Origin of the sequence: Streptomyces sp. NBC_01013 (genome assembly GCF_045162765.1) — a bacterium.
Taxonomy (GTDB): domain Bacteria; phylum Actinomycetota; class Actinomycetes; order Streptomycetales; family Streptomycetaceae; genus Streptomyces.
Window position 1 is genome coordinate 6,621,478 of record NZ_CP108687.1, and the last position, 25,729, is coordinate 6,647,206.

A 25,729-nucleotide genomic window follows, 5' to 3' on the forward strand; every position below is an offset into this window, starting at 1 on the left:
GGGCCCGGAGGGACAGCGGACGCTGAAGCCCCGGGGGGCCTGCCGAGCGCGAGGGACCTTTTGGGAGGTAGATGCATGTCCGGGACGACCACAGCCCGAATCCGTCTGCGCGAAGCCGCCGACGGTGCCAATCGATGGGTCGTCCTGGTCGTTCTCTGCCTCAGCCTGCTGCTCGTGGCACTCGACGCGACCGTGCTGCACGTCGCCGTCCCCGCCGTCACCGAGGATCTGCGGCCCAGCGCCGTCGGTCTGCTGTGGATCGTGGACGTCTACCCGCTGGTCTGCGCGTCCCTGCTGATCCTCTTCGGCACGCTCGGTGACCGGGTCGGCCGCCGGCGCATCCTGTTGCTCGGCTACGCGCTGTTCGGGATCGCCTCCGCCGTCGCGGCCCTGGCCGACAGTGCGGGCGTGCTGATAGCGGCGCGCGCCCTGCTCGGCGTCGGCGGCGCGATGATCATGCCGGCGACCCTGTCGATCCTCCGGCAGGTCTTTCCCGACCGCCGCGAACGCGCCGTGGCCATCGGCGTGTGGTCCGCCGTCGCCGCCGTGGGCGCCGCCACCGGCCCGGTCATCGGCGGCTTCCTCGTCGAACACTTCTGGTGGGGTTCGGTCTTCCTGATCAACATCCCGCTGATGGCTCTGATCCTGCCGGTCGGCCGGCTGCTGCTTCCGGAGTCACGCGGCAGCAATGACGGGCCCTGGGACGTGTTCGGCGCCCTGATGGCGGCCGCCGGTGTCCTCGGCGTCGTCCTCGGTGTGAAGCGCGCCGGGACCGGCGAGGGGCTGCTGGTCCCCGGCACGCTCGTCCCGCTGCTGGCCGGGGCCGCGCTGCTGGTCGCGTTCGTCCGCCGTCAGAAGCGCCGGGCGCATCCGCTGATCGACATCGGGATGTTCGCCAGGCCCGCCTTCTCCACCGCGGTGGGCTGCATCGTCCTCGCCATGCTGGCCCTGGTCGGCCTGGAGCTGATCGCCGTCCAGTACCTCCAGCTGGTCCTGGACCTCAGTCCGCTGGAGACCGGTCTGCGACTGCTGCCGCTCACCTTCGCCGCCATGGCCGCGGGGGCCACCGGCTCGTACACCCTGCGCAGGGTGGGTCCGCGCCGGATGGTCGGGTGGGGCTTCGTCCTGACGGCGGCCGCGGTGCTGATGCTGACGGCGATGGGCCAGCACGACCGGCCCGGCCTGCTGACCGTGTCCTTCGTCGTGCTGGGCTTCGGCCTGCAGTCCACGCTCTTCGGCGCGTACGAGTCCATGCTCAGTGAGGCGCCCGCCGACCGGGCCGGCGGGGCGGCCGCGATAGGCGAGACCTCCTACCAGCTGGGCGCCGGCATGGGCATCGCGCTGCTCGGCAGCGTGATGAACGCCGCGTACGCCCCCGGTCTGGCCAAGCTCCCCGCGGAAGGGGTTCCCGCCTCCGCGGGCGCCGCCGCCTCGCACTCGCTCGGCGAGGCCTACCAGGTCGCCGACCAGCTGGGCGGTCCGCTCGGAGCCGTGCTGCGCGCCACCGCCCGGGACGCGTTCGTCGGCGGGCTGCACCTCACCCTGGTGGTCAGTGCCGGTCTGCTGCTGCTCGGGGCGCTCGCCGCGCTGAGGCTGCCGCGCGTGATGGAGTGCGCGCCGCTGCTCTGTGAACCCCGCACGCCCGCGGACGACCGAGAGGTGCCCGGCGCCCGGGACGGGCAGGAGCCGCTGGGTCCCGGCGAGCCCCGGGGCCCGCACGAGCTGCCGGTCCAGGACCGCCCCGAGGTGCTCCTTCGGCTGCCCGCGCGCCGCACGCCTGCCGAGGCGACGGGCTCTGGACGCGCGGCACACTGAGTCGTAACGTCGGCACGGCGCCGTAACTAACACTGCTAGTTTTCGGCGTCCCCACCGACATCGTTACCGTGCGAGCCGCCGGAGGCACCCCCTCATGTCCACCGCTCCGTCCTCGAAACTCCCGCCCTTCGACCCCCGCGACCCGATCGGCATCGACGATCTCCTGGGCGCCGAGGATCTCGCGATCCGCGACACCGTCCGGGTCTGGGCCGCCGACCGGGTCCTGCCGCACATCGCCGAGTGGTACGAGAACGGCGAGCTGCCCGGCATCCGCGAACTGGCCCGCGAACTCGGTACGCTCGGGGCGCTGGGCATGTCCCTTCAGGGGTATGGCTGCGCGGGGGCCACCGCGGTCCAGTACGGGCTGGCCTGCCTGGAGCTGGAGGCCGCCGACTCGGGGATCCGCTCGCTCGTCTCGGTGCAGGGTTCCCTCGCGATGTACGCCATCCACCGCTTCGGATCCGAGGAGCAGAAGCAGCAGTGGCTGCCCGGCATGGCGGCCGGAGAGATCATCGGCTGCTTCGGCCTCACCGAACCGGACCACGGCTCCGACCCCGCCGGCATGCGGACGTACGCCAAGCGCGACGGCGAGGACTGGGTCCTCAGCGGCCGCAAGATGTGGATCACCAACGGCTCGGTCGCCGGGGTCGCCGTGGTCTGGGCGCAGACCGACGAGGGCTCTGCGGGCAGTGGCATCCGCGGATTCGTGGTGCCCACCGATACCCCCGGCTTCTCCGCACCGGAGATCAGGCACAAGTGGTCGCTGCGCGCCTCGGTCACCAGCGAGCTGATCCTCGACGAGGTACGGCTGCCGGCCGGCGCAGTGCTGCCGGACGTCACCGGACTGCGCGGTCCGCTGAGCTGCCTCAGTCATGCCCGCTACGGCATCGTCTGGGGAGCGATGGGTGCCGCCCGGTCCAGCTTCGAGGCAGCCGTCGACTACGCGAGGACGCGTGAGCAGTTCGGGAAGCCGATCGGCGGTTTCCAGCTCACCCAGGCCAAGCTCGCCGACATGGCCGTCGAACTGCACAAGGGCATCCTGCTCGCCCACCACCTCGGCCGCCGGATGGATGTGGGCAGGCTCCGTCCGGAGCAGGTCAGTTTCGGAAAGCTCAACAATGTGCGGGAGGCCATCGAGATCTGCCGCACCTCGCGCACGATCCTCGGCGCCAACGGGATCTCGCTGGAGTATCCGGTGATGCGCCACGCGACGAATCTGGAGTCGGTGCTCACCTACGAAGGAACCGTGGAGATGCACCAGCTGGTGCTGGGCAAGGCGCTCACCGGTCTGGACGCGTTCCGGTAGAGCCGGGACGGCGGCCGGACCGATCCGGTGAGCGCCCCGCTCAGCTCTGGTTGAAGAAGCCGTCGGCCGGCCGGCCGGCGGCTTCGCCGTTGACGACCTGGGTGTCGGCGGGGGTCAGCAGGAAGACCCGGGTGGCCACGCGGTCGATCGACCCGCGCAGCCCGAAGATCAGTCCTGCGGCGAAGTCCACGACGCGCTTGGCGTCGGCGGAGTCCATGGACGTGAGATTCATGATCACCGGGACGCCGTCCCGGAAGAGCTCTCCGATGCTCCGGGCGTCCCGGAAGCTGTCCGGGGTCACGGTGGCGATCCGGCGGCCGGTCTCCTCGGCCGTCTCCGTGGCCACCCGCACCCGCGGATCGGTCACCCAGGCCTGACCGGTCCCGGTTCGCGCACCTTCGGCGTACTCGTCGTCGTCGTAGTACCGCTCGTCGTTGTCCTCTACGAGGCCCAGCCAGGCACTCGCCTTGCGCACCGATCCCATGGACGCCTCCTCTCACCGCGGTTCCTTGGCGTTCCGCATGTCTTTCGTATCCCTATGGTCGTCCATCATGCGGATCGTGCGCCAAGGGGATACGCGGCGCGCAGGGCATTCGTGACGGTACTGGTGCAGAAGATGTGGCGATTCGTCAAGGTTCCTCCTGCATAAGGGGCCTGGAGATAAGAAAATATGGTCCTCCGGTCCGTATGGGTGACATGGGGGACGTACGGGTGAACGGGTCACTCGATACGATGCACGTCGCGCAGGCGCCCGAGCGCCCCGCACAGCTGAACGACTACCGGGGGATAGCCGTGTTCGGAATCGTCAGGCCCTGCACTCACCGCTTGTCCGAGGGGCTCAAGGCCGAGTGGATGGCCCATCTCTGCGGACTCTGTCTGGCACTTCGCTCCGATCACGGGCAGTTCGCCAGAATCGTTACGAACTATGACGGTCTGATCGTCTCGGTCCTGACGGAGGCTCAGACCGCGCGCACCCCCGGGCAGCGGCGGACGGCCGGGCCCTGCCCGCTGCGCGCCATGCGCACCGCCCCGGTCGCGCGCGGTGAGGGGGCCAGGCTCGCGGCGGCCGTCTCGCTGGTGCTGGCCTCAGCCAAGGTCCGCGACCACGTGGCGGACCGGGACGGCCTGTTGGCGCGCCGTCCGGTGGCCGCGGCCGCGCGCAGGGTCGCCGCGGGCTGGGACAGGGCCGGGGCGCGCACCGGCGCACAGCTCGGCTTCGACACCGCGCTGCTCGTCGACGCCGTCGACCGGCAGACCGGCATCGAACTGCTCGCCGGGCCGGGCACCCCGCTGCTGACGGTCACCGAGCCCACCGAGACCGCCACCGCGGCTGCCTTCGCACACACCGCCGTCCTCGCGGGCAAGCCGCAGAACGCCGAGCCGCTCGCGGAGGCGGGGCGGCTCTTCGGACGCCTCGCGCATCTGCTGGATGCCGTGGAGGACCAGGAAGCTGACGCCGCGTCGGGTGCCTGGAACCCGCTCACGGCGACCGGCACCTCACGCGCCGAGGCCCGGCGGCTGTGCGACGACGCGCTGCGCGGGGTACGGCTGGCGCTGCGCGACGCGGAATTCGCCGACGACAAGCTCGCGCATGTGCTCCTGGCGCACGAACTGCGGCGCTCGGTGGACCGGGCATTCGCCACGGACGTCTGCTCCCACCGGGGCGGCGGGCTCCTGACGGAAGCCGGCCATCCGTCAGGAGGACGGCCCGCGGGGTCGTTCGGACCGCCCCCGGGCAATCCGTACGCACCCACGGGCCCCGCCGGTCCCTTCGGGCCGCCGCAGCCGCCGGAGCCCCCGCGCGACCGGCGGGGGCTCGTCATGGGGTGCCTCGTGTGGGCGGGGCTCGCCTGCACCTGTCAGATGTGCTGCGGCACCTTCGACGACCCATGGAGCCGGCAGCGTCGCGAGGGGCTGTGCAGTCAGTGCGACTGCGGGGACTGCTCTGACGCCTGTAACTGCTGCAGCAACTGTGGAGATTGCTGCGACGGCTGCGACTGCTGTGACTGCGGGTGTGACTGCAGCTGCTGACCTCGCGTCACTTGATCTCGGGCGGCGAGATCTGTGAGGTCTCGACGGCCGAGGCGGAGATTCCCCACTTCTTCAGGATGCGGCCGTAGGTGCCGTCCGCCTTGAGATGGTTGACCGCGGCCTGGAAGGCGGGCGCCAGCGGTGTGCCCTTCTTGAAGGCGAAGCCGACGTCGAGACGCTTGAACTCGTTGAGGAATCGCACCCCCTCCTGTTGCCGCACGGCGTAGCGCAGTCCGTTGATGGTCGACATCACCACGTCCGTGCGTCCCTGCTGCAGTGAGGTCCAGACCGCCGACGCGTCGGAGTACGTCTTCACGTCGTACGCCTCCTTGCCGGCCTCGGAGCACAGGTGCCGGTTCTTCTCCAGCGTCACCTCGAACGTGGTGCCCGCCGCGGTGCCGACGGTCAGGCCGCAGAGCTGGGCGAGATCGGTGACCTCGGCCAGTTCGCTGTCGTCGCGGACCGCGAAGCCCTGGCCGTCGTTGAGGTAGGTGACGAAGTCGATCGTCCGGCTGCGTTCGTCGGTCACACCGAAGTTGCCGGTGCCCACCTCGTACTTGCCGCTGCCGAGCGCGGGCAGGATCGCCTCGAACGCGGCGACTTCCCTCTCCGGCTTCAGCCCGAGGACCTTGGCCACGGCGTCCCCGAAGTCGATGTCGGCGCCGGCCAGGGTCGTACCGTCCGCCAGATAGGTCGCGCCGGGCGGGGAGCCGACGCTGGAGGCGATGCTCAGGGTGCCGGAGGAACGGACGCCCGCGGGCAGCAGGGCGGCCGCGGCCGCGTCCTTCTTCACCCCCGACACGACATCGGTGGTCGGGACGGCGTCCCTGGCGGCGGGACCGGCCGCGCCCGCCGGGGCGGTCGCCGGACCTCCGGAGCCGCACGCGGTCAGCGTCAGCGTGGCGGCGGTGATCAGCACGAAGGCAGCGGTGTGCCGGGTACGGGGCATCAGGAGTGGTTCTCCAGTTTCATCGGCCGTGGCCGGGCGCCGGGCAGCGCACAACGGCCCACGGGCGGGGCGGAGGAAAGGCGGAACACGACGGGAGGACCGGTGCGAGGGGAGGGGTGCGGCGTTGTGTACGCGAGGGCACGCAGGGAGAAGAGCTCAGACGCCGGTCACGGCGCGAGCGGGAATGCGGGGCGGAGCAGGGCGAAGGCTCAACAGGAACAGGACCACACGCGACCGAAGTCGATGTGGGAGCGCTTGACCAGCCACTGCTGCGAATGCATGGCCCAAGTGGAACAGGCATCCGGTGGTCCGTCAACTGACCTGAGACGTACGGCTCACAGTATGGACAGGGTTGACAAGCCGCCGTGTGCAGCGCTTACCTCGGGAGGCGGATCGGGCTGAGGGGCCCGCCCCGTCGTGTTCCACCGTTGTGTTCCGTGCCGAGGGCGCGCCCGTGTTCGATCGCCGCATCCACGGAGCCCTCGCATGTCCGCACAGACAGACACCCTCCCGCCGGCCTTCCCCGCCGAGCCGCTCAAGGACAACGATGCCGACCGGCTGCGGATCGTCCCCGCACGGCGGACCGGCCAGTGGACGGCTGCCGTCGCCGTAATCATCCTGCTGGCCCTCGCACTGAACTCCGTCATCCGCAACGACGCCTTCCAGTGGGACGTCGTGGGCGACTACTTCACCACCACGGCGGTGCTGCGCGGCCTCGGGCTCACGCTCTGGCTCACCGCGCTCGTGATGGTGCTCGGCTTCGCGCTGGGGACGCTCCTCGCCGTCCTCAGGCTCTCCGCCAACCGCGTTCTCCAGGCGGTCGGCTGGGGATACGTGTGGCTCTTCAGGTCGACCCCGATCCTGGTCCAGCTGCTGTTCTGGTTCAACATCGGGGCGCTCTACCCGGAGATCCTCGGTGTCCGCACGGTGAATCTCCTCGGCCCCGTCACGGTCGCCGTCATCGGACTCACGCTCCATGAGGCCGCGTACGCGGCGGAGGTGGTGCGCGGCGGCATCCTCTCCGTGGAACGCGGACAGCTGGAGGCCGCGCAGTCGCTCGGTCTCGGCCCGTGGCGGCGGCTGTACCGGATCGTGCTGCCGCAGGCGATGCGCTCCATTGTGCCGCCCGCCGGAAACATGCTGATCGGGACCCTCAAGGGCACCTCGATCGTCAGCATCATCGCCGTACAGGACCTGCTGTACTCGGTGCAACTCGTCTACCACCGCACCTACCAGGTCATCCCGCTGCTGCTGGTCGCCACTCTCTGGTACGTCGTCGTGACCTCGCTGCTCAGCATCGGCCAGCACTACGTCGAGCGGTACTACGCGCGCGGCACCGGGGACGCGCGGTGAGCGCCGTACCGACGCTGGCCGTCATCGGAGCAGGACCCCGTGGTACCGGCCTCGTCGAGCGCATCGCCGCCAACGCCCCCTCGCTGTACGGCGGCCGCCCCCTGGACATCCATCTCGTCGACCCGTACCCGCCCGGCGGCGGCCGGATCTGGCGGCACGAGCAGTCGCCGCTGCTGTGGATGAACTCCATGGCCGAGGACGTCACCATGTTCACCGACGACACCGTCCGCCTGGAGGGCCCCGTGAGACCGGGGCCCGCGCTCCACGCCTGGGCGGCCGACGTGCGCGAGGGACGGACCGAGCCCGGCCCGGATGTCGCCGCCGAACACGGACTCCGCGCCGAGATCGACGCGTTGACCGGGGAGGACTTCCCGAGCCGGCGGCTGCAGGGCGCCTACCTGCGCTGGGTGTACGAGCAGTCGGTGGCCGCGCTCCCGCCCACCGTCACCGTCCACGAACACCGCGCGCGGGCCCTGCGCGTCACCGGCTCCCGCGGCGGCCCCCAGTCCGTCCACCTGGAGGGCCGCGCCGAACCGCTCACCGCCGACCTCGTGGTCCTCACCCTCGGACACCTCGACGCCGAGCCGGACGACGAACAGCGGCGGCTGGCCCGCTTCGCGGACCGGCACGGCCTCGTCCACCTGCCGCCCGACTTCACCGCCGACAGCGACCTGAGCGCCCTCCCGGCGGGCGAACCCGCCATCGTCCGGGGCTTCGGACTCGCCTTCATCGACCTGATGGTGCTGCTCACCGAGGGCCGCGGCGGACGGTACGAGAACGGCACCTACCTGCCCTCCGGGAGGGAACCCGTCCTGTACGTGGGATCGCGGCGCGGCGTCCCGTACCACTCCAAGATCGGATACGTCAGGCCCGGTGAACGGCCACCGCTGCCGCGCTTCTTCGGTCCCGACCGGGCCGATGAGCTCCTGAGCCGAGCCGAGCCGCCCGACTTCCGCCGCGACGTATGGCCGCATGTCGACAAAGAGCTCGGCTACGCCCACTACCACCGGCTTTTCGCCGCCCACCCCGAGCGCACCGCGGCCGACTGGACCGCCTTCGAGGAGAAGTACGCGGCCGCCGACCCGGGCAGCGCCGAACTGAGGGCGGTGGTCGCCGCGGCAGTCCCCGACCCCGCGGACCGGCTCGACCTGGCGGCGCTCGACCACCCGCTGGAGGGGGTCCGCCACGCCTCGTCCGACTCCTTCCAGGAAGCGACGCGCGCCTACATCACCGCGGACCTGGCACGCCGGCACGACCCGGGCCACAGCGAGGACCTCGCCGTCTTCCTCGGGCTGCTGTCCGTATACGGCCAGTTGAGCCGGTTCCCCGACGTCGGGGACTGGTGGCACGGCTTCTTCAGCTACCTCGCCTCCGGGCCGCCCGGCCCCCGGCTGCGACAACTGCTCGCGCTCTCCCGGGCCGGTGTCGTCCGGTTCCTCGGCGCCGGAACGACGGTCGAGACCGACGAGGAGCAGGGCCTGTTCCGGGCGGCCGGCGCCACGGTGCCGGGGGAGCGGATCGAAGCCCGCGCCCTCGTCGAGGCCCGGCTGCCCGACCCCTCGCCGCGACGCACCCGCAGCACCCTGCTCCGGACGCTGTACGCCGACGGGGCCGGCGCCACCGCCGGCGGGCTGCTCGCCGTCGATCCCGACGACGGCCGGGTCCTGGACCGCGACGGCGTCCCGCACCCCCGCCGCTTCGCGCTCGGCCCGCACACCGCCGCCCGCACGAGCGGCGCCTTCACCCGGCCACGCACCGGCGGCCCGGCCTTCAGGCAGAACGACGCCACCGCACGCGCCGCCCTGACCTTCCTGCGCGAGCTCGGCCACGCCGATGGCTGACCGGCGCGCACCCCGATCCGAACGGCCCGAGGACACCACCATGAAGACGACCCGCCGTCCCCCGCACAGCGAACGGGCCGCCGCACCCCGTGAACCGGCCGCACCCATGGTCGACATCCGCGGCGTCCACAAGAGCTTCGGCTCGCTCGACGTCCTGCGCGGCATCGACCTGTCCGTACGCCCCGGCGAGGTGACCGTGATCCTCGGCCCCTCCGGGTCCGGGAAGTCCACGCTGCTGCGCACCGTCAACCACCTGGAGAAGGCCGACCGGGGCTCGATCACGGTGGACGGGGACTTCGTCGGCTACCGCAGGAAGGGCGACAAGCTCTACGAACTCCCCGAACGCGAGGTCCTGCGCCGACGCACCCGGATCGGCTTCGTCTTCCAGAACTTTCACCTCTTCCCCCACCTCACCGTCCTGGAGAACGTCACCGAGGCCCCGGTGGCCGCGCTCGGCCGTACGAAGCAGCAGGCCGCCGCCACCGCGCACCGGCTCCTGGCCCGCGTCGGACTCGACGGCAAGGCGACGGAGTACCCGCGCCGGCTCTCCGGCGGCCAGCAGCAGCGCGTCGCCATCGCCCGGGCCCTCGCCCTCGAACCGAAACTGCTGCTCTTCGACGAGCCCACCTCCGCGCTCGACCCCGAACTGGTCGGCGAGGTGCTGGACGTCATCAAGGACCTCGCGGAACAGGGCACCACGATGATCGTGGTCACGCACGAGATCGGCTTCGCCCGCGAGGTCGCCGACACCGTCGTCTTCATGGACGAGGGACGGATCGTGGAGCAGGGCCCGCCCGCCGACGTACTCGACCGGCCGCGCCACCGACGCACCCGTGCCTTCCTCTCCAAGGTGCTGTGAGACCACCGCACTGCGGCCCCGCCCCGGACCTCGCGAGCCGGGCGCTCCGACGCCACTTCCGCATCCCTTCGAAAGAGCCCGCCATGTCTCACCTCCGCCCCCTCCACCTGGCCGCCGAGATCGGCGGCCCGCCCCGGTACGACCCCGCTCACTACACCGGTCTCGCCCGTCTCGCCGAGCGCGGGGCACTCGACTTCGTCACCCTCCGCGACTCCTTCGCGCGGCCGGGGCCGGACGCGCTCGCCGTGCTCTCCCGGGTCGCGCCGGACACCCGCCGGATCGGACTCGTCCCGACCGTCACCACCACCCACACCGAGCCCTTCCACGTGTCGTCCGCCGTGGCCACGCTGGACTGGATCAGCGGCGGCCGGGCCGGCTGGGGCGTGGACGTGTCGACGACGGCCGCCGAGGCCCGGCTGTTCGGACGCCGCCCGGCCGCGCCCGCCGCCGCACTGTGGCGGGAAGCCGGCGAGGCCGCCGAGGTGGCAGCGCTTCTCTGCGACAGCTGGGAGGACGACGCCGAGATCCGGGATGCCGCCACCGGCCGCTTCCTCGACCGCGACAAGCTGCACTACGCCTCCTTCGAGGGCGCCGCCTTCAGTGTCCGCGGACCAGCCGTCGTGCCCCGCCCCCCGCAGGGCCGCCCGGTCACGGTCGTCGACGGTACGACGGACCCGGCGCGGGAGACCGCCACCCGCCACGCCGACGTGGTGCTCGTACGGGCGGGCACCCCCGAACGGGCCGCCGCCATCCGCGACGACGTCCACCGCCGTGCGGCGGCCCACGGTCGCGACCCCGGGACGCTGCGGGTGCTCGCCGCGCTCAGCGTCGACCTCGGCGACGCCGAGTCGGCCCCGGAACCCGGGCTGGAGAGCGGACCGCCGCTCGCCGGGCACGGCACGTACTACCGCGGCGGTCCGGTCGACCTCGCCGACCTGATCACCCAGTGGCACCGGGCCGGCGCCGTCGACGGCTTCCACCTCACGCCGATCAGCCCCGGGCGTGACCTCGAACGGATCGTCAACGGCACGGTGGCCCTGCTCCAGCACCGCAGCCTGTTCCGCACCTTCTGTCCCGGCGGCACCCTCCGCGAGCACCTGGGTCTGGCACGCCCGGCCAACCGGTACGCCCGCCAAGGAGAACGGGTATGACGGCCGCCCCGAAACAACTGCATCTCGCCGCGCACTTCCCGGGTGTGAACAACACGACCGTCTGGAACGACCCGCGCGCGGGAAGCCAGATCGCGTTCTCCTCCTTCGAACACCTCGCACGAACGGCCGAGCAAGGGCTGTTCGACTTCTTCTTCCTCGCCGAGGGGTTGCGGCTGCGTGAGCGCCACGGCCTCATCCACGACCTGGACGTCGCCGGCCGGCCCGAGTCCCTGACCGTGCTCGCCGCGCTGGCCGCCGTCACCGACCGGCTCGGCCTCGCCGCCACCGTCAGTGCCACCTTCAACGAGCCCTACGAGCTGGCCCGCCGGTTCGCCACCCTCGACCACCTCAGTGCCGGCCGGGCCGCCTGGCACGTCGTCACCTCGTCCGACACCCTCACCGGTGAGAACTTCCGGCGCGGCGGCGGCCTCGATGGGGCCGGCCGGTACGCGCGCGCCGCCGAGTTCGTCGCCACCGCCCGAGAGCTGTGGGACTCCTGGAGCCCCGACGGCACTCCGCGACCCTTCGCCCACCACGGCCGGCACTTCTGCGTGGAGGGCGAGTTCACCGTCCCGCGCTCCCCGCAGGGGCACCCCGTCGTCATCCAGGCGGGGGACTCCCCGGAGGGCCGCGAGTTCGCCGCGTCCGCCGCCGACGTCGTCTTCACCCGGCACGCCACCGCGGAGGCGGGCCGCGCCTTCTGCGCCGATGTCAAGGGGAGGCTCGCGAAGTACGGCAGGGAGCCCGACGACCTGAAGATCATGCTCAGCGTCGGTGTGGTGCTGGGCGACAGCGACGCGGAGGCGCGGGAGCGGGCGGCCGGAATCCGCCTCCAGCAGGTCTCGCCGCAGCACGCGATCCTGGCCCTGGAACAGGTCTGGGGCCGCGACCTCTCCGCGTACGATCCCGACGGGCCGCTGCCCGAGTGCGACCCGGATCCCGGCCCGGCGTCCAGCGGGCGCCGGGCCAGGTACGGCGACCCCCTCGCGGTTGCTGCGCACTGGCGCGAGCTGTCCCGGGAGAGGGGCCTGTCCATCCGGCAGACGGTCATCGCGACGACGGGCCGTCAGCCGTTCGTCGGCAGCCCGCGGACCGTGGCGGCGGAGATGGCCGAACGCGTCGCCACGGGAGCCGCCGACGGGTTCGTCCTCGTTCCCCACCTCACCCCCGGCGGCCTCGACGACTTCGTCGACCGGGTCGTCCCGCTCCTCCAGGAACGGGGGGTGTTCCGCACCGCGTACACCGGCTCCACGCTGCGGTCGCACCTCGGGCTCGCCGAGCCGGTATGGAAAGGTTGACCACATGAGCACGGACGCACAGCAGCAGGCAGCGCGGGACTGGAACGACTGGCACCAGGAGCGGACCGCCGCGGTCGCCGCTCCGTACGGGCCGCTCTCCCTCACCGGAACCCACTGGCTCTCCGACTACCCGGAAGGCCGAATTCCAGCCGTCCCGGGGCACTGGCGGGAGGACGGCGAGGAGGTGGTGCTCACCGCCGGTCCCGAGGACGGCCTGAGCGTCGACGGGAAGCCGTTCACCGGCCAGGTCCGGCTCGGCGCCGACCGCGGCCCGATCGACGGCTCCCGGGTGGCACACGGTGGGCGCAGGCTCGTGGTGCTGAGCCGCGAAGGACTGTGGGCCGTACGGGACTTCGATCCGGACTCCGCGGCTCGCCGAGCCTTCCGCGCCATCGAGGCCACGCCGTACGACCCGCGCTGGGCCGTTCCGGGCCGCTTCCGTCCGTACGAGACCTCGCGCACCGTCCGGGTCGAGAACGCCGACGGTGTCGAGCGCGGGCTGGGGCTGGCCGGGGAGATCGCCTTCGCGCTCGACGGTGTGGAGCACACCCTCCAGGTCGCCGTGGAGAGCGACGGCTCGCTCTGGGCGGTCTTCGCCGACGCCACCAGCGGGGACACCAGTTACCGCTTCCGCTTCCTGCGGCCCGCCGCCCCGGCGGGGGACGGCTCGGTGACCGTCGACCTCAACCGTGCGCTGCTGCCGCCCTGCGCCTTCGCGGACCACTTCATCTGCCCCTTCCCGCCGCCGGGCAACACCCTCCCCGTCGCCGTCGAGGCCGGGGAGCGCAACCGCACCGACGGCTGAATCCGCGCTTCCGCCCCACGCGTCCGGCTCCGGCAGAGCGTCACCCGCCGGGGCCGGACGCCGCACCGCGGAAGCGTGAAGTCCCGCAAGCTCAGGCCAAAAGGCGCTCTTGCGCCAGAAGTTGACGCCTTGAATACTCCCGAGCAGCGCTTGTCAGGGGCACGGCATATCCGGAATACGGACGGCCGCGCCCATGACTGCGCCTCACGGGTCCGACCACCCCACGGGCGGACCCCCGACTCCCCTCGGGAGGAAACAAGTGAGGATCAAGCGCACCACCCCCCTCGGCGGTACCGCGAGACGCACCAGGGCCGTCGCCATCGCCGCAGGTCTCATCGCGGTCGCCGCACTCGCCGTCCCCAGCGCACAGGCCAGCTCCACCGGAACGTACAGCGCGAACCAGCTCTCCGCCGCGAGTGACGCCGTCCTCGGCGCCGACGTGGCCGGTACTGCCTGGAACATCGACCCCGTGACGAAGAAGCTCGTGGTCACGGCCGACAGCACGGTCTCCGCCTCGGAGATCCAGCAGATCAAGGACTCCGCGGGCGTCAACGCGGGCGCCCTGCGCATCGAGCGCACATCGGGGAAGTTCAGCAAGCTGCTCTCCGGCGGTGACGCGATCTACGCGCCCGGCTGGCGCTGCTCCCTCGGATTCAACGTCCGCAGCGGCAGCACGTACTACTTCCTGACCGCCGGTCACTGCACCGACGGCAACCCTCCCTGGTACACCAACTCCTCGAACACCACCTACATAGGCCCGACGGTGGGGTCCAGCTTCCCGACCAATGACTACGGTCTGGTCCGGTACGACAACGCATCCGTCGCCCACGCCGGCACTGTCGGCAGCGTCGACATCACCAGCGCGGCCAACGCCACGGTCGGGATGTCCGTCACCCGCCGCGGCTCCACCACCGGCATCCACAGCGGCACCGTCTCCGCGCTCAACGCCACGGTCAACTACGGCAACGGGGACATCGTCTACGGCATGATCAAGACGAACGTGTGTGCGGAGCCCGGCGACTCCGGCGGTCCGCTCTACTCCGGCTCCAAGGCGATAGGGCTCACCTCGGGCGGCAGTGGCAACTGCAGCTCCGGTGGGACGACGTTCTTCCAGCCGGTCACCGAAGCACTCAGCGCGTACGGCGTCAGCGTCTTCTGACGCGCAGGGTGGCCGGTTCTGTCCCCCGGAACCGGCCCTTCCCTCGAAAGCGCCTGTCGAACACGTCGAGCCCTCGCCCGAATTGCGGGCGGGGGCTCCCGCTGACACCGCGGCTTTTGAGAGGATGTGGCACAGGACGGTCACGCAGGAGCAACGGGGGCGGACGCTGTGCCTCCCGGAGGGACGCCCTCCGGGGACCCCCCCCGGCAGACACCCCAGGGGGTTCCAGGTCCGTGAAACGCATCGGAGTGACCGGTCACCGCAGCATTCCGCAGGAAGCACACGACCATGTACTGGCGTCGATGCGAGCCGCGTTCCGCGGATGTGACGGCTCGGTGGAGGCACTGTCCAGCCTGGCCGTCGGGGCCGACCAGCTCTTCGCCGACCTCGCCCTCGCCCACGGCGCCCAGCTGACCGCGGTCATCCCCAGCGGCGACTACGAGGCGTGTTTCGCCGACGGAGCCGAACTGGCCCGCTACCGGGCACTCAAGGCGCGCGCCGTGCGGGAGGTCAGGCTGGACTACCCGCACTCCACCGACGAGGCGTACTACGCGGCCGGCGCCTACATCGCCGATCACTGCGACCGGTTGCTCGCCGTGTGGGACGGCCTCCCCGCCCGCGGGCTCGGCGGCACGGGGGACATCGTGACGTACGCCCGGGGGCTCGGCCGCCCGGTCACGGTGATCTGGCGCGAGGGCGTCGAGCGGAGCTGACCGCCGTCATGTCGCCGACGGGCGGCGCATGCGCGGCCCGTCCTCACCTGCCCGGCTGCGGGGCAGCGGCAGTCACATCTGGTGCCGGGCGAGCCAGTCGGTGTGCTGGGGCGAGACGATGCGCTCGGTCTCGAACACCGCCCGTGGCCACTGGCGCTCGTTCAGCGTCGTCTCCATCGCTATCTGCATCGACTCCAGATCCTTCTCCACCAGGGAGTGCGCCGAGATCAGCGGATGGTGGCGGCGCATCTCGCACCAGGCGAGACAGGCGGCGGCCGCGGCGGAGAGCACTCCGCTCAGTGCGAAGGACTGGCCGACCGAGAAAGCCCTGAAGAGGGCGAGGAGCAGAGCGAGCGCCGTCAGCGTGGCGATGGCCGTCGACCAGAACAGGGTGGCCCGCCGGGACACCTCCTGGCGCCTGCGGTACCAGCTCCGCTGCTCGATCAGCCGGTCACGCACATAGGTTTCCTTGCGCACGGTGAATGCCTTGTCCCGTAATGCGCGCATGGAATCGGTGATGATTCCGCCGGAATCGGCCGTCCGGTCCCGGGGGTCGGACCAGCCCACCTTGCGGAGCTCCTGCAGCCCCTCTTCGAGCCGGTTGGCGAACACCGCTTCGGGATGCTGTGTGCCGGTATCGAAAGGTGAGCCATGCACGGAGTAACGCCAGCACATCGATTTGATGAACTCTGCCGCGGAGCGATTGAGCTGCCAATGCGACTTGGCTTTCCGTCGCGAGGTGAGGTAGGTGGCGACCAGGACGCCGAGGTAGGCCAACGCTGCCGCGCAGTCCGTGAGTTGGAGTGTGCCCGCCACCTCCGCGTGCCAGGGCAGTGCGGCCGGAACCGTGCCCGCGACGAGCAGGACGAGCTGCCACCGTGTGGTATTCACGGCCTCCCGCTGGCGGGCGATCGCAATGGCGTCCGTGTGGTGAAAGAGCTCCGGCAGATCAGCGTTCCTGAAGACCATGCTCTGCAGTGGTCCGGGAATCGCCGTCATGTTCACTCCCGTCTGCGGTTATGTCGTCACCCCGATGGTGGAACCTATAGTTCCGCTTGATCGCGGCCGATCCCGTTCGACGCTCTTCTTCACGTGGTCTTCGAAGTGGGCGTCCTCGGTTGCATGAGAGTAGAGTCGTGCCGCCGGACACTGCAATGGTGCAGGTGCCAACGCTGGTTTCCTGTCCGGAACCATTCCATCGGAACGAATCCCCTCAAGGACGGCCGTGAAGACCACTGAATCCTCCCTCTCCTTCGCCGTCGCGAAGAAGAGCCGTGTGCCGCTTGCCGCGATCGACGCGCGTGGTGGCGAAGCAGCCAGGAAGCTCGGTCGGGTGCATGTTGCCTCCGCCGGTCGCCCCAGCCAGTCATCCACCTTCAACTCCTCCCTCTGATCCCGCATTACGGATCACTCCTCCGGGACGGCCGGTCTGCCGGATCACCCTTCCGGGCTGGCTAGACTGGTGGAATGACAGGACCCCTGGTCCCTTTCCGCGAAGTAGTCCTCAAGGTTCACAGCAGGTGTGATCTTGCCTGTGACCATTGCTATGTCTACGAACATGCCGATCAGAGCTGGCGAACCCGTCCGAAAACAATCTCTGACGACGTCATTTTCCGGACTGCTCAGCGCTTGGCTGAGCATGCCAAGACACACGCACTGCCCTCCGTGTCAGTAATCCTGCACGGAGGGGAGCCTCTGCTGGCCGGCCCCGCCCGGCTGCGGCGCATCTGCGAAGAGCTGACCTCCGCCTTCGACGGCATCGCCGCACTCGACCTCCGTATCCACACGAACGGTCTGCAGCTCAGCCCGCGCTATCTCGACCTCTTCAGCGAGTACGACGTCAAGGTGGGGATCTCCCTCGACGGCGACCGCGCGGCCAACGACCGGCACCGCCGCTTCGCCGACGGGCGCAGCAGCCACCCCCTGGTGCTCAAAGCCGTCGAGCTGCTCCAGCAGGAGCGTTACCGCCATCTCAACCTCGGCCTCCTGTGCACCATCGACATCGAGAACGACCCGGTCGCCGTACTCGACGCGCTCACGGAGCTCGAACCGCCGCTCATCGACTTCCTGCTGCCCCACGCCACCTGGGACGACCCGCCGCCGCGGCCGGACGGTTCGCCCACCGCCTACGCCGACTGGCTCCTCGCGGTCTTCGACCGCTGGCAGGAGCAGGGGCGCCCGGTGCCCGTGCGGATCTTCTCCTCGGTCGCCTCCACGCTCAACGGCGGCCCCAGCCTGACCGAGTCGCTCGGCCTCGCACCGACCGACCTCGTCGTCGTCGAGACCGACGGCCGGCTGGAGCAGGTCGATTCGCTGAAGAGTGCGTACGAGGGCGCTGCCGCCACCGGATTCGACGTCTTCGCGCACACCTTCGACGAGGTCGCGGCCCACCCCGGGGTACGGGCCAGGCAGCTCGGCCTGGAGGGCGTCAGCGAGACCTGCCGCCGTTGCCCGGTCGTACGTTCGTGCGGGGGAGGCCTGTACACGCACCGCTACGACTCCGCCTCCGCCGGCGAAGGATTCGACAACCCCTCCGTGTACTGCCACGACCTCACCGCCCTGGTGCGCGGCATCGAGGCCCGTACGCCCGCGGACACCGTGGCGCCCGAGGTGGCGGATCCGGCCGAACTGCTCGTGGCCCAGGAGGACCTCACCCGAACCCTGCTGGCACGGCTGCACGCCGACCTGGACGGCATGGGCGGCGAGCGGTGGGCGCGGGCGTGGGAGCTGGCATCCGTGCTGGAGAGCTCGGAGGAGGGGGCCCGGGGGCTGGACGGCGTACTCGCCCATCCGTACACGCGTACCTGGCTGCTCGACGCGCTGGACGCCCTGCACGAGCACCGGCCGGAGGCGGCCTCCGGCGCCGCGGACGGACTGCAGACCCTTCTTGCCGCGGCTGCCGTGCGGGCCGGCCTCGACCTGCGTGTGCCGGCGCCCTACCGGGACGGCGGGCTCGTCCTGCCCACCCTGGGCCGGCTGACGGTCGCCGGCCCGGGGGAGCGTGGCACCGTGCTGCTGCGCGCGGCGGGGGACGGGTTCCTGGCCGGGACCGCCACCGGACCGGCCGAGCGGCGGATCCGGCGAAGGTCCGAACCGGAGCCCGGCTGGCTGCCGGTGCGCGGGTTCGCCCTGCCCGGCGGCCCGTCCCCCGGCCACAGTTTCGTGATCGACGATCTCGACCCGTACCGGGACTGCTTCGGCGCACCCGCCGCGGCCACGCTCGACGCGGTGGCGGCAGGCCGGCTGGGCGCCGCACTCTCCGAGGCCTGGGCGCTGATCGAGGAGCGGGCCCCCGCCCACGGTGCGGGGTCGCTCGACGGTCCGCTCACGTTCACCCCGCTCACCGGCGTGGCACCGGGCGAGCCCTCGGTGGGGCGGCATGGATACGGAGCGCTCGGCATCGGGGCGGACGAGGACGCCGGCACGCTGGCGCCGGCGCTCCTGCGGGGAGTGCGGCGGGCAAAATTCCGGGCACTTGTGGACGTCACGGATCTTTACGCGGCGGACGGCTCCTGGGAACATCGAATGCCCTGGCGGGAAGAATTGGTTCCGTTTTCCCGTCTGCTGGCCGACGTCCATGAACGGCTGGCGCTTGCGGCATTCGATCCCCGATACCGGGACGGTGTGCCGCAGGCGCTCGACACGCTCGAAGGGGCGGCCGAACTCACCGTCGGGGGGAAACGGCTGGTGGCTCTGATGCGAAAGGAATTCTGAATCCAGAATTCCGGTTCGACGGGGAAGTCGGTTGCGGGCTCGGGACAACCGGGAGGAAGGTCGCAGACCGCATGCGCACAGGAGTGTGATCGACGGGACCCGGGAACAGATGACTGAAAAGTGGCGTTGATTGACCGAACGTCATGGGGGTGGAGCAAGGTCCGCTCCGGAATGATGAATTCGCTCGCATTCTCTTCACTCCTCGGGTGCGGGTGCTCACACAGGACGGGGGTCGTGTGCACGCGACGACGCAGCAGCGAGCGGCGGACCATCGGCCGTACTTCTTCTTGAGTTACGCCCACACACCGGGGTACGGCGGTGGAACGGACCCCGACATGTGGGTCGAACGGCTCTTCCAGGATCTCTGCGGCCATGTGATGGCCATGACCGATCTGCCCGCGGGCGCCCCCGCGGGCTTCATCGACCGGGACATACTCTCCGGCGAGGGCTGGTCGGAACGGCTCGGCGAGGTGCTTGCCACCTGCCGGGTGTTCGTACCGCTGTTCTCGCCGCGTTACTTCGCCAGTGAGATGTGCGGCAAGGAGTGGTACGCCTTCGCCCAGCGCGCCATCCATCACCGGGCCCGCTCCAACCAGCCCTCCGAGGCGATCGTCCCGGCGCTCTGGGTGCCGGTGCCGCCCAGCCAGCTGCCCGGTCCGGCCGAGCGATTACAGTTCAACCACCGTGATTTCGGAGACCGTTACGTAAGCGACGGACTGTACGGGCTGATCAAGCTCAAACTCTTCAACGAGGAGTACGAGCGTGCGGTGTACGAGCTCGCCAAACGCATCGTCAGCGTCGCCGACACCGTACGGATCGGCACCGGCCGGCCCGTCGACTACCGGCTGGCCCCCAGTGCCTTCGGCTCGACGGGCGGCGGCGCGGGCGGCCCCCGCCCCATGCAGGTGACCATCGCCGCCGCCACCCGCCACGACCTGCCGGAGGGGCGCAACGCCGACTACTACGGCGACAACCCGCAGGACTGGAACCCCTACCACCCGGACGCCGCACGGCCCCTGGCCTATGTCGCCGAGGACCTGGTGCGCTCCCTCAACTACCAGGCCACCATCGCCTCCTTCGACGAGGAGGCGGGCCTTCCGGTCGGAAAGCAGCCCACCACACCGGAGATCCTCCTCGTCGACCGATGGGCGCTCCAGGACGAGGACCGGTGCAGACGGCTCGCCGCCTTCGACGCGGAGAACCGCCCCTGGGTGACGATGGTCGTGCCGTGGAACCGCGACGACCACGAGAGCAGAGCCGCGGAGGCCGAACTGACCGCCAAGCTCGAACGGACCATGCCGACCAAGATGCGCCAGGGCCGGGCCTACTGCCGTGCCGCCGCCAAGGGCGTACCGAGCATCGAGGCCTTCGGCCAGATCCTGCCGCAGGTGGTCGAGGTGGCCGCCCAGCAGTACCTGAGACACGCGGCCGTCTATCTGCCCGCCACCGGCGGCGGAGGACCCACCGAACGGACTCGCTTGATGGGACCGATGGCGCAGACCCAGTACATCCCCGAGACACATGACGCTGCGACGGATGCGGAGGACACGGATGACGGCCAGTCGTGACGGACGCATCGTCACCTTCTACTCGTACAAGGGCGGTACCGGGCGCACCATGGCCCTGGCCAACACCGCCTGGATTCTCGCCGCCAACGGCAAGCGGGTACTGGCCGTCGACTGGGATCTGGAAGCTCCCGGACTCCACCGGTTCTTCCATCCGTTCCTCGACCCCTCGACCCTCGGCGCCACCACCGGTGTCATCGATCTGATCACCGAGTACGCCTGGGCCGCGACCAGCCCGGTGCAGCGGGCCGACGACTGGCACCGGGAGTACGCGCGGATCCAGCCGCACGCGGTCTCGCTCACCCCCGAGGCACTCGGCTGGGAGTTCCCGCACGGCGGAACGCTCGACTTCGTCTCCGCCGGACGGCAGAACCGCGAGTACTCCGCGACCGTCTCCACGTTCGACTGGGACAACTTCTACGACCGGCTCGGCGGCGGCCACTTCTTCGACGCCCTGCGCGACGACATGAAGGCCAACTACGACTACGTCCTCATCGACAGCCGTACCGGCCTCAGCGACATCGCCGACATCTGCACCGTCCACCTGCCCGACGTACTCGTCGACTGCTTCACCCTCAGCGACCAGTCCATCGACGGCGCCGCCTCGGTCGCCCGCCAGATCTCCGAGCGCTACACCGGCCGTCCCATCTCCATCTTCCCCGTCCCGATGCGGATCGACGAGGGCGAGAAGGAGAAGGCGGACGCCGGACGGGCGCTGGCCCGGCTGAAGTTCGACCGGTTGCCGCGCGACCTGTCGGGGGACGAACTCACCGCCTACTGGGGCGCGGTGGAGATTCCGTACCGCCCCTACTACGCGTACGAGGAGACACTGGCCACCTTCGGGGACGAGGCGGGGCTCACCAACTCCCTCCTCTCCGCCTTCGAACGGCTCACCTCCGTCATCACGGCCCAGCAGATCACCTCGATGCCCCCGGTCGGCGAAGAGGTGCGGCTGCGCATCCGGGACGCCTTCACCCGGCGCAGGCCCGCACTGCCGGCCGATCTCTTCCTCAGCTATGTGGCGGAGAACCGGATGTGGGCCGACTGGATCGAGTCCGTCCTGACGCGGGCCGGCTTCCGCGTCGTGCCCCGCGACGTGTCCGCCGAGCGGGGTCCCCAGGACGCGAAGACCGTCACCACGGAGAACGCGGTCCGCACCGTGGTCCTGCTCTCCAGCGCCTACCTCAAGTCGCAGCGCGCGGTGAGTCTCTGGGACCGGGCTGTCGCCGAGGACCCGGGCGGCGGGCGGCGTCATCTGCTGCCGCTCAGGGTCGGCGACGTACGGCTGTCCGCGCCCTACATCGACCGCAATCCCGTCGATCTGTTCCGGCTCGACGAAGTGCACGCCACCGCCGCCCTGTTACGCGCCCTGGACCGGCCCGTTCAGCTCACCGACGCGGTCTCGCCCGGCCCCCGCTTCCCCGGCACCGTCCCCCGGATCTGGAACGCACCGCCGCGCAACCCCGGCTTCACGGGCCGCTCCCTGGTCCTGGAGCGGATGCGCGACCAGCTCGGCGGCGGGATGGCCGTCGTGCTGCCGCAGCCGCAGACCCTGTACGGGCTCGGCGGCGTCGGGAAGACGCAGGTCGCCCTGGAGTACGTGCACCGGTTCATGGCCGACTACGACCTGGTCTGGTGGATATCGTCCGAGCAGACCGACGACGTGGTCGCCGGGCTCGCCGAACTCGCCGTACGGCTGGGCGCCCAGGGCGGCGACGACATGGCCGCCGCCTCCCAGGAGGCCGTCGATCTGCTGCGCCGCGGCGTGCCGTCGGACCGCTGGCTGCTGGTGTTCGACAACGCCGACGACCCGGAGCGGCTCCGCCGCTACTTCCCGCAGGGCGGCTCCGGCCACATCCTGGTCACCTCCCGCAACCAGGCCTGGTCCCAGCACGGCGACGCGCTGCCCGTCGACGTCTTCCTGCGCGAGGAGTCCATCGAGCACCTCCAGCGCCGGGCGCCGGGGCTGAGCGACGAGGACGCCGCCCAGGTGGCCACCGCGGTGGGCGACCTGCCGCTCGCCGTCGAACAGGCGGCGGCGTGGATCGCGGAGACCGCCACTCCGATCGACACGTACCTGGAACAGCTGGCCCAGCAGGCCCCGGAGGTCCTGGCGCTCAACCAGCCGGCCGGATACCCCGAGCCGGTGGCAGCGACCTGGAACATCTCCATCCAACGTCTCAAGGAGCGCTCGCCCGCCGCGGTGCGGCTGCTCCAGCTCTGCGCCTTCTTCGCCCCCGAGCCGATCTCGGGGAACCTGCTGTACAGCAAGGAGATGATCGAGGCGCTCAAGCCGTACGACGCCTCCCTCCAGGAGAAGCTGGTGCTCGGCCGGGTCATCCGGGAGATCGGCCGGTTCGCCCTCGCCAAGGTCGACCAGGTCTCCAACTCCATTCAGGTGCACCGGCTCGTCCAGGCCGTCATCCGGGCGCAGCTCACCGAGGAGGAGCAGCGGGATGCCCGGCACGCCGTCCACCGCATCCTGGCGGGTGCTCGCCCCGATGACGACGAGCCGATCGACAACCCGGCCAACTGGCCTCAGTTCGCCTCGATATGGCCGCACCTGGGCCCGTCCGACGCCCGCAACTGCAAGGAGCCCGAGGCCCGCAGGCTCCTGATCGACCGGGTGCGCTACCTGTGGAAGCGCGGTGACTTCAGGACGGCCACCACGCTCTGCGAGGAGCTGCGCGAGATCTGGCGCGAGACGCTGGGCGAGCGGGACATCCAGTACCTCTACCTCTGCTTCCACCTGTCCAACATCTACCGCTCGCGCGGCCGTTACGTGGAGGCGAAGGAGCTCGACGAGATCACGCTGGCGACCCAGCGGGAGGTGCTGGGCCCGGAGCATCCGCACACGTACATGAGCACCAGCAGCCTGGCCACGGACCTCGGCACCCTCGGTGAGTACACCAGGGCGATCGAGCTGGCGACCGAGGCGACGGACGGGTTCAACCAGATCTTCCACGACTCGCATCCCAGGGCTCTGGCCGCGGCCAACAACCTGGCGTTCACCCTGCGGTCCATCGGCCAGTACGCCAAGGCCCGCGAGATCGACCAGGACGTCTTCGACCGGCGCCGGGAGGTGCTCGGCGAGGAGCACCCGTACAGCCTCTCCTCGGCCATGAACCTGGCCCGCGACCTGCGGGACGTCGGCCGGTACGAGGACTCGGTCGGCATCCTCAGCCGTACGTACGACAGCTACAAGGCCACACTCGGCCGGTCCTTCCCCGGCACGCTCAGCGCGGCCAAGAGCCTGGCGGTCTCGCTCCGGCGGGCGGGCAGGCTGGAGGACGCCCGCCGGCTCACGGTGGCGACCCGGGCCCGGTACCGGGCCAAGTACACCTCCGCCAACCCGGAGTCGCTGGCCTGTGACCTCAATCTGGCGGCCGACCTGTTCGCGGCCGGCGAGGCGACCGAGGCCCGGGACGCCGCCCAGGAGGTCGTCGACCAGTACATGAAGGTGCCGGGCGAGAAGCACCCGTACACCCTGGCGGCGCTGAACAACCTGGGCGTCTACCTCTGGGGGACCGGTGCGGCCGAGGAGGCGGAAGCGGTGCTGACCCGGGTGGTCGCCTCGATGCGCGAGGTGTACGGGCGGGAGCACCCCAACACGCTGTTCAGCGTGATGAACCTGGCCAACGCCACCGCGCAGCGGGGCGATCTCGACCTGGTGCTCAAGACGGAGCGGTCGCTGACGGTGCAGTTCCGGGACGTGCTGGGCGCGCACCATCCGGAGACGCTGGCCATGAAGTCGAACATGGCGGTCACTCTCGACGCGATCGGGCGCAACGACGAGGCACTCCACGTCAGGGCGGAGACGGTCGAGGAGCTGGCCCGGCAGCTCGGTGACGACCATCCGCTCACCCGGATCGCCCGGGACGACCGCCGGTTCCAGCGTGAACTGGAGCCGCAGGCGGTGTGAGTCACGGGGCGGGGAGCTTCCGGCACCGGCCGGAGGCTCCCCGCCCCGCTGTTCAGCCCTCGGAGGTGTCCAGCAGCCAGTTGAGGATGCGGGGGAGTGCGTGCAGCGCGTCGAAGTGTGCGGCCGCCGGTTCCACCACGACGGTGGCGCCCGGGATGCGGCTCGCCAGCCAGCGAGTGTGCCCGACCGGTGAGAAGACGTCCTTCTCGCCGTGCCACAGCAGCACCGGACCGGTGATGTCGGCCGGGTCGAATCCCCACGGGTGACTGAACGCGAGCGCGTCGTCGATCCACCCGTACGCCGAGGTGCGCAGCCCCTCACGGTAGTTGCGCAGCAGCATGGTGCGCACGCCGGCGTCGTTGACCACCATCCGGTCGGAGTCGGTCAGCTCCCGGCGCAGATCGTCGATCAGCCGCACCGGATTCTTCCGGATCACCGCGGACCGCGAGATGAACGACTCCGCGAGCCCGTCGGGGTCGGACCGTGCCGTGGTGTACGCCAGGACATTGGAGGGGGCCATCCCCTCGAACCAGTCGAGGCCCTCGGCGTCCCGGGGAGCCAGCCCGACCAGCGCCGCGGTACGCGTCACCCGCTCGGGCATCAGCGCGGCGCACGCCAGGGCGTGTGACGCGCCACCGGACCGGCCCACCACGGCGAACCGGTCGAGCCCGATGTGGTCCGCGATGGCCCGTACGTCCTGGACGGCGTCGGCGACGCATCTGCCCGGTAGCCGGTCGGAGTCGCCGTATCCCGGCCTGTCGTAGGTGATCAGCTGTGTCTTGCGCTGGTACAGCACCATGCCGCGCGGCGCCGGACCGAGCCTGCTGCCGGGCATCCCGTGCAACAGGAAGACCGGTCTCCCGCGAGGATCCCCCAGACGCTCCACCACCAGTTGCCGCCCGTCGGCCGCGCGCACCCGACTGCGCACTCCGTGCCTCCTCGCGATTCCTGCGGACACGACGTGTCCGGCTTTCCCCGCACCCTCCGATGATGACCCATCAGAGGCGATCCCGGGATGGCGCGTGGGGAGAATCTGGGCGGCCGGCGAAGCACGGCTGCGGTGCGGTTGCTCCGACGTGCGCCGGGGGTCGGATCCACAGGGGCGAATACCGGACAGGACTAGTCCTCACCCGCTGCAGACATCGCGGTTGCTCGGGGTGTTCGCACCCGGAATCGACGAGCTCCGACCTCGGGTAAGTGAACGTGCCGGGAGTGAACGGGTGACGTCGTGTGTGAGTCCGGAAGTCG

At 70.8% G+C, this 25,729-nt stretch carries 19 protein-coding genes; 15 read left to right on the forward strand and 4 right to left on the reverse strand.

Annotated features, from left to right (window positions below; all coding sequences use genetic code 11):
- Nucleotides 1–75 precede the first annotated feature (75 nt).
- Together OG538_RS28875 and OG538_RS28880 are read left to right on the forward strand one after the other, a co-directional pair.
- A complete protein-coding gene (locus OG538_RS28875; RefSeq protein ID WP_406098376.1) occupies nt 76–1,815 on the forward strand; it encodes an MFS transporter in 1,740 nt (579 codons plus the stop codon).
- Nucleotides 1,816–1,909: 94 nt separating this feature from the next.
- The gene (locus tag OG538_RS28880; protein WP_406098377.1) at nt 1,910–3,121 is read left to right on the forward strand and encodes an acyl-CoA dehydrogenase family protein; all 1,212 of its coding nucleotides are present in this window, start codon (nt 1,910–1,912) and stop codon (nt 3,119–3,121) included.
- A 40-nt stretch (nt 3,122–3,161) separates the two neighbouring features.
- On the opposite strand, the gene OG538_RS28885 is transcribed toward OG538_RS28880, so the two are convergent.
- Entirely contained in the window at nt 3,162–3,605 is a 444-nt protein-coding gene (locus OG538_RS28885; RefSeq protein ID WP_326735374.1) for a cell division protein SepF, read from the reverse strand.
- 308 nt (nt 3,606–3,913) lie between these two features.
- Here OG538_RS28885 and OG538_RS28890 point away from each other — a divergent pair, with 308 nt between their 5' ends.
- Complete coding sequence (locus OG538_RS28890) at nt 3,914–5,152, forward strand: DUF5685 family protein (RefSeq protein WP_406100357.1); 1,239 nt, start codon at nt 3,914–3,916, stop codon at nt 5,150–5,152.
- 7 nt (nt 5,153–5,159) lie between these two features.
- Here the strand turns inward: OG538_RS28890 and OG538_RS28895 are convergent, their stop codons facing one another.
- Complete coding sequence (locus OG538_RS28895; RefSeq protein WP_406098378.1) at nt 5,160–6,101, reverse strand: ABC transporter substrate-binding protein; 942 nt, start codon at nt 6,099–6,101, stop codon at nt 5,160–5,162.
- Nucleotides 6,102–6,587: 486 nt separating this feature from the next.
- On the opposite strand from OG538_RS28895, the gene OG538_RS28900 reads away from it, so the two are divergent.
- The 8 genes from OG538_RS28900 (at nt 6,588) to OG538_RS28935 (ending at nt 15,280) form a co-directional block, all read left to right on the forward strand.
- Entirely contained in the window at nt 6,588–7,454 is an 867-nt protein-coding gene (locus OG538_RS28900; RefSeq protein WP_406098379.1) for an amino acid ABC transporter permease, read from the forward strand.
- On the forward strand, nt 7,451–9,295 hold the full coding sequence (locus tag OG538_RS28905; RefSeq protein WP_406098380.1) for an FAD/NAD(P)-binding protein: 1,845 nt from the start codon (nt 7,451–7,453) through the stop codon (nt 9,293–9,295). Before OG538_RS28900 ends, OG538_RS28905 begins: the two co-directional genes overlap by 4 nt.
- Before the next feature lie 106 nt (nt 9,296–9,401).
- On the forward strand, nt 9,402–10,154 hold the full coding sequence (locus tag OG538_RS28910) for an amino acid ABC transporter ATP-binding protein (RefSeq protein ID WP_406100358.1): 753 nt from the start codon (nt 9,402–9,404) through the stop codon (nt 10,152–10,154).
- An 83-nt stretch (nt 10,155–10,237) separates the two neighbouring features.
- Nucleotides 10,238–11,305 (forward strand): LLM class flavin-dependent oxidoreductase, encoded by a 1,068-nt coding sequence (locus OG538_RS28915; protein ID WP_406098381.1) that lies wholly within the window; start codon nt 10,238–10,240, stop codon nt 11,303–11,305.
- Nucleotides 11,302–12,603, forward strand: coding sequence for an NtaA/DmoA family FMN-dependent monooxygenase (locus OG538_RS28920; protein WP_406098382.1), 1,302 nt, complete (start codon nt 11,302–11,304; stop codon nt 12,601–12,603). Before OG538_RS28915 ends, OG538_RS28920 begins: the two co-directional genes overlap by 4 nt.
- Nucleotides 12,604–12,607: 4 nt before the next feature.
- The gene (locus OG538_RS28925; protein ID WP_406098383.1) at nt 12,608–13,408 is read left to right on the forward strand and encodes a DUF1684 domain-containing protein; all 801 of its coding nucleotides are present in this window, start codon (nt 12,608–12,610) and stop codon (nt 13,406–13,408) included.
- 259 nt (nt 13,409–13,667) lie between these two features.
- Complete coding sequence (locus tag OG538_RS28930; protein ID WP_406098384.1) at nt 13,668–14,567, forward strand: S1 family peptidase; 900 nt, start codon at nt 13,668–13,670, stop codon at nt 14,565–14,567.
- A 233-nt stretch (nt 14,568–14,800) separates the two neighbouring features.
- On the forward strand, nt 14,801–15,280 hold the full coding sequence (locus OG538_RS28935; RefSeq protein WP_406098385.1) for a hypothetical protein: 480 nt from the start codon (nt 14,801–14,803) through the stop codon (nt 15,278–15,280).
- Nucleotides 15,281–15,352: 72 nt separating this feature from the next.
- Here the strand turns inward: OG538_RS28935 and OG538_RS28940 are convergent, their stop codons facing one another.
- The gene (locus OG538_RS28940) at nt 15,353–16,279 is read right to left on the reverse strand and encodes a DUF4231 domain-containing protein (RefSeq protein ID WP_406098386.1); all 927 of its coding nucleotides are present in this window, start codon (nt 16,277–16,279) and stop codon (nt 15,353–15,355) included.
- A 226-nt stretch (nt 16,280–16,505) separates the two neighbouring features.
- Here OG538_RS28940 and fxsA point away from each other — a divergent pair, with 226 nt between their 5' ends.
- The 4 genes from fxsA to fxsT all read left to right on the forward strand — a co-directional run bounded on the left by fxsA (nt 16,506) and on the right by fxsT (nt 24,481).
- The gene (fxsA, locus tag OG538_RS28945; RefSeq protein ID WP_406098387.1) at nt 16,506–16,673 is read left to right on the forward strand and encodes an FxSxx-COOH cyclophane-containing RiPP peptide; all 168 of its coding nucleotides are present in this window, start codon (nt 16,506–16,508) and stop codon (nt 16,671–16,673) included.
- Nucleotides 16,674–16,747: 74 nt separating this feature from the next.
- The gene (gene fxsBH, locus OG538_RS28950; protein ID WP_406098388.1) at nt 16,748–18,994 is read left to right on the forward strand and encodes a radical SAM/SPASM protein FxsBH, inactivated beta-hydroxylase extension form; all 2,247 of its coding nucleotides are present in this window, start codon (nt 16,748–16,750) and stop codon (nt 18,992–18,994) included.
- Between the two features lie 212 nt (nt 18,995–19,206).
- The gene (gene fsxC, locus OG538_RS28955; RefSeq protein WP_406100360.1) at nt 19,207–20,562 is read left to right on the forward strand and encodes an FxsC protein; all 1,356 of its coding nucleotides are present in this window, start codon (nt 19,207–19,209) and stop codon (nt 20,560–20,562) included.
- Nucleotides 20,546–24,481, forward strand: coding sequence for an FxSxx-COOH system tetratricopeptide repeat protein (fxsT, locus tag OG538_RS28960; RefSeq protein WP_406098389.1), 3,936 nt, complete (start codon nt 20,546–20,548; stop codon nt 24,479–24,481). Before fsxC ends, fxsT begins: the two co-directional genes overlap by 17 nt.
- 52 nt (nt 24,482–24,533) lie before the next feature.
- On the opposite strand, the gene OG538_RS28965 is transcribed toward fxsT, so the two are convergent.
- Nucleotides 24,534–25,409 carry an alpha/beta fold hydrolase gene (locus OG538_RS28965; RefSeq protein WP_406098390.1) on the reverse strand — a complete coding sequence of 292 codons (876 nt, stop codon included), beginning with the start codon at nt 25,407–25,409 and terminating at the stop codon, nt 24,534–24,536.
- Nucleotides 25,410–25,729: the final 320 nt, after the last annotated feature.

Coding starts and splice junctions, on each gene's coding strand:
- OG538_RS28875 (WP_406098376.1), top strand. CDS start 76: ATGTCCGGGACGACCACAGCCCGAATCCGTCTGCGCGAAGCCGCCGAC.
- OG538_RS28880 (WP_406098377.1), top strand. CDS start 1,910: ATGTCCACCGCTCCGTCCTCGAAACTCCCGCCCTTCGACCCCCGCGAC.
- OG538_RS28885 (WP_326735374.1), bottom strand. CDS start 3,605: ATGGGATCGGTGCGCAAGGCGAGTGCCTGGCTGGGCCTCGTAGAGGAC.
- OG538_RS28895 (WP_406098378.1), bottom strand. CDS start 6,101: ATGCCCCGTACCCGGCACACCGCTGCCTTCGTGCTGATCACCGCCGCC.
- OG538_RS28900 (WP_406098379.1), top strand. CDS start 6,588: ATGTCCGCACAGACAGACACCCTCCCGCCGGCCTTCCCCGCCGAGCCG.
- OG538_RS28910 (WP_406100358.1), top strand. CDS start 9,402: ATGGTCGACATCCGCGGCGTCCACAAGAGCTTCGGCTCGCTCGACGTC.
- OG538_RS28915 (WP_406098381.1), top strand. CDS start 10,238: ATGTCTCACCTCCGCCCCCTCCACCTGGCCGCCGAGATCGGCGGCCCG.
- OG538_RS28920 (WP_406098382.1), top strand. CDS start 11,302: ATGACGGCCGCCCCGAAACAACTGCATCTCGCCGCGCACTTCCCGGGT.
- OG538_RS28925 (WP_406098383.1), top strand. CDS start 12,608: ATGAGCACGGACGCACAGCAGCAGGCAGCGCGGGACTGGAACGACTGG.
- OG538_RS28940 (WP_406098386.1), bottom strand. CDS start 16,279: ATGACGGCGATTCCCGGACCACTGCAGAGCATGGTCTTCAGGAACGCT.
- fxsBH (WP_406098388.1), top strand. CDS start 16,748: ATGACAGGACCCCTGGTCCCTTTCCGCGAAGTAGTCCTCAAGGTTCAC.
- fxsT (WP_406098389.1), top strand. CDS start 20,546: ATGACGGCCAGTCGTGACGGACGCATCGTCACCTTCTACTCGTACAAG.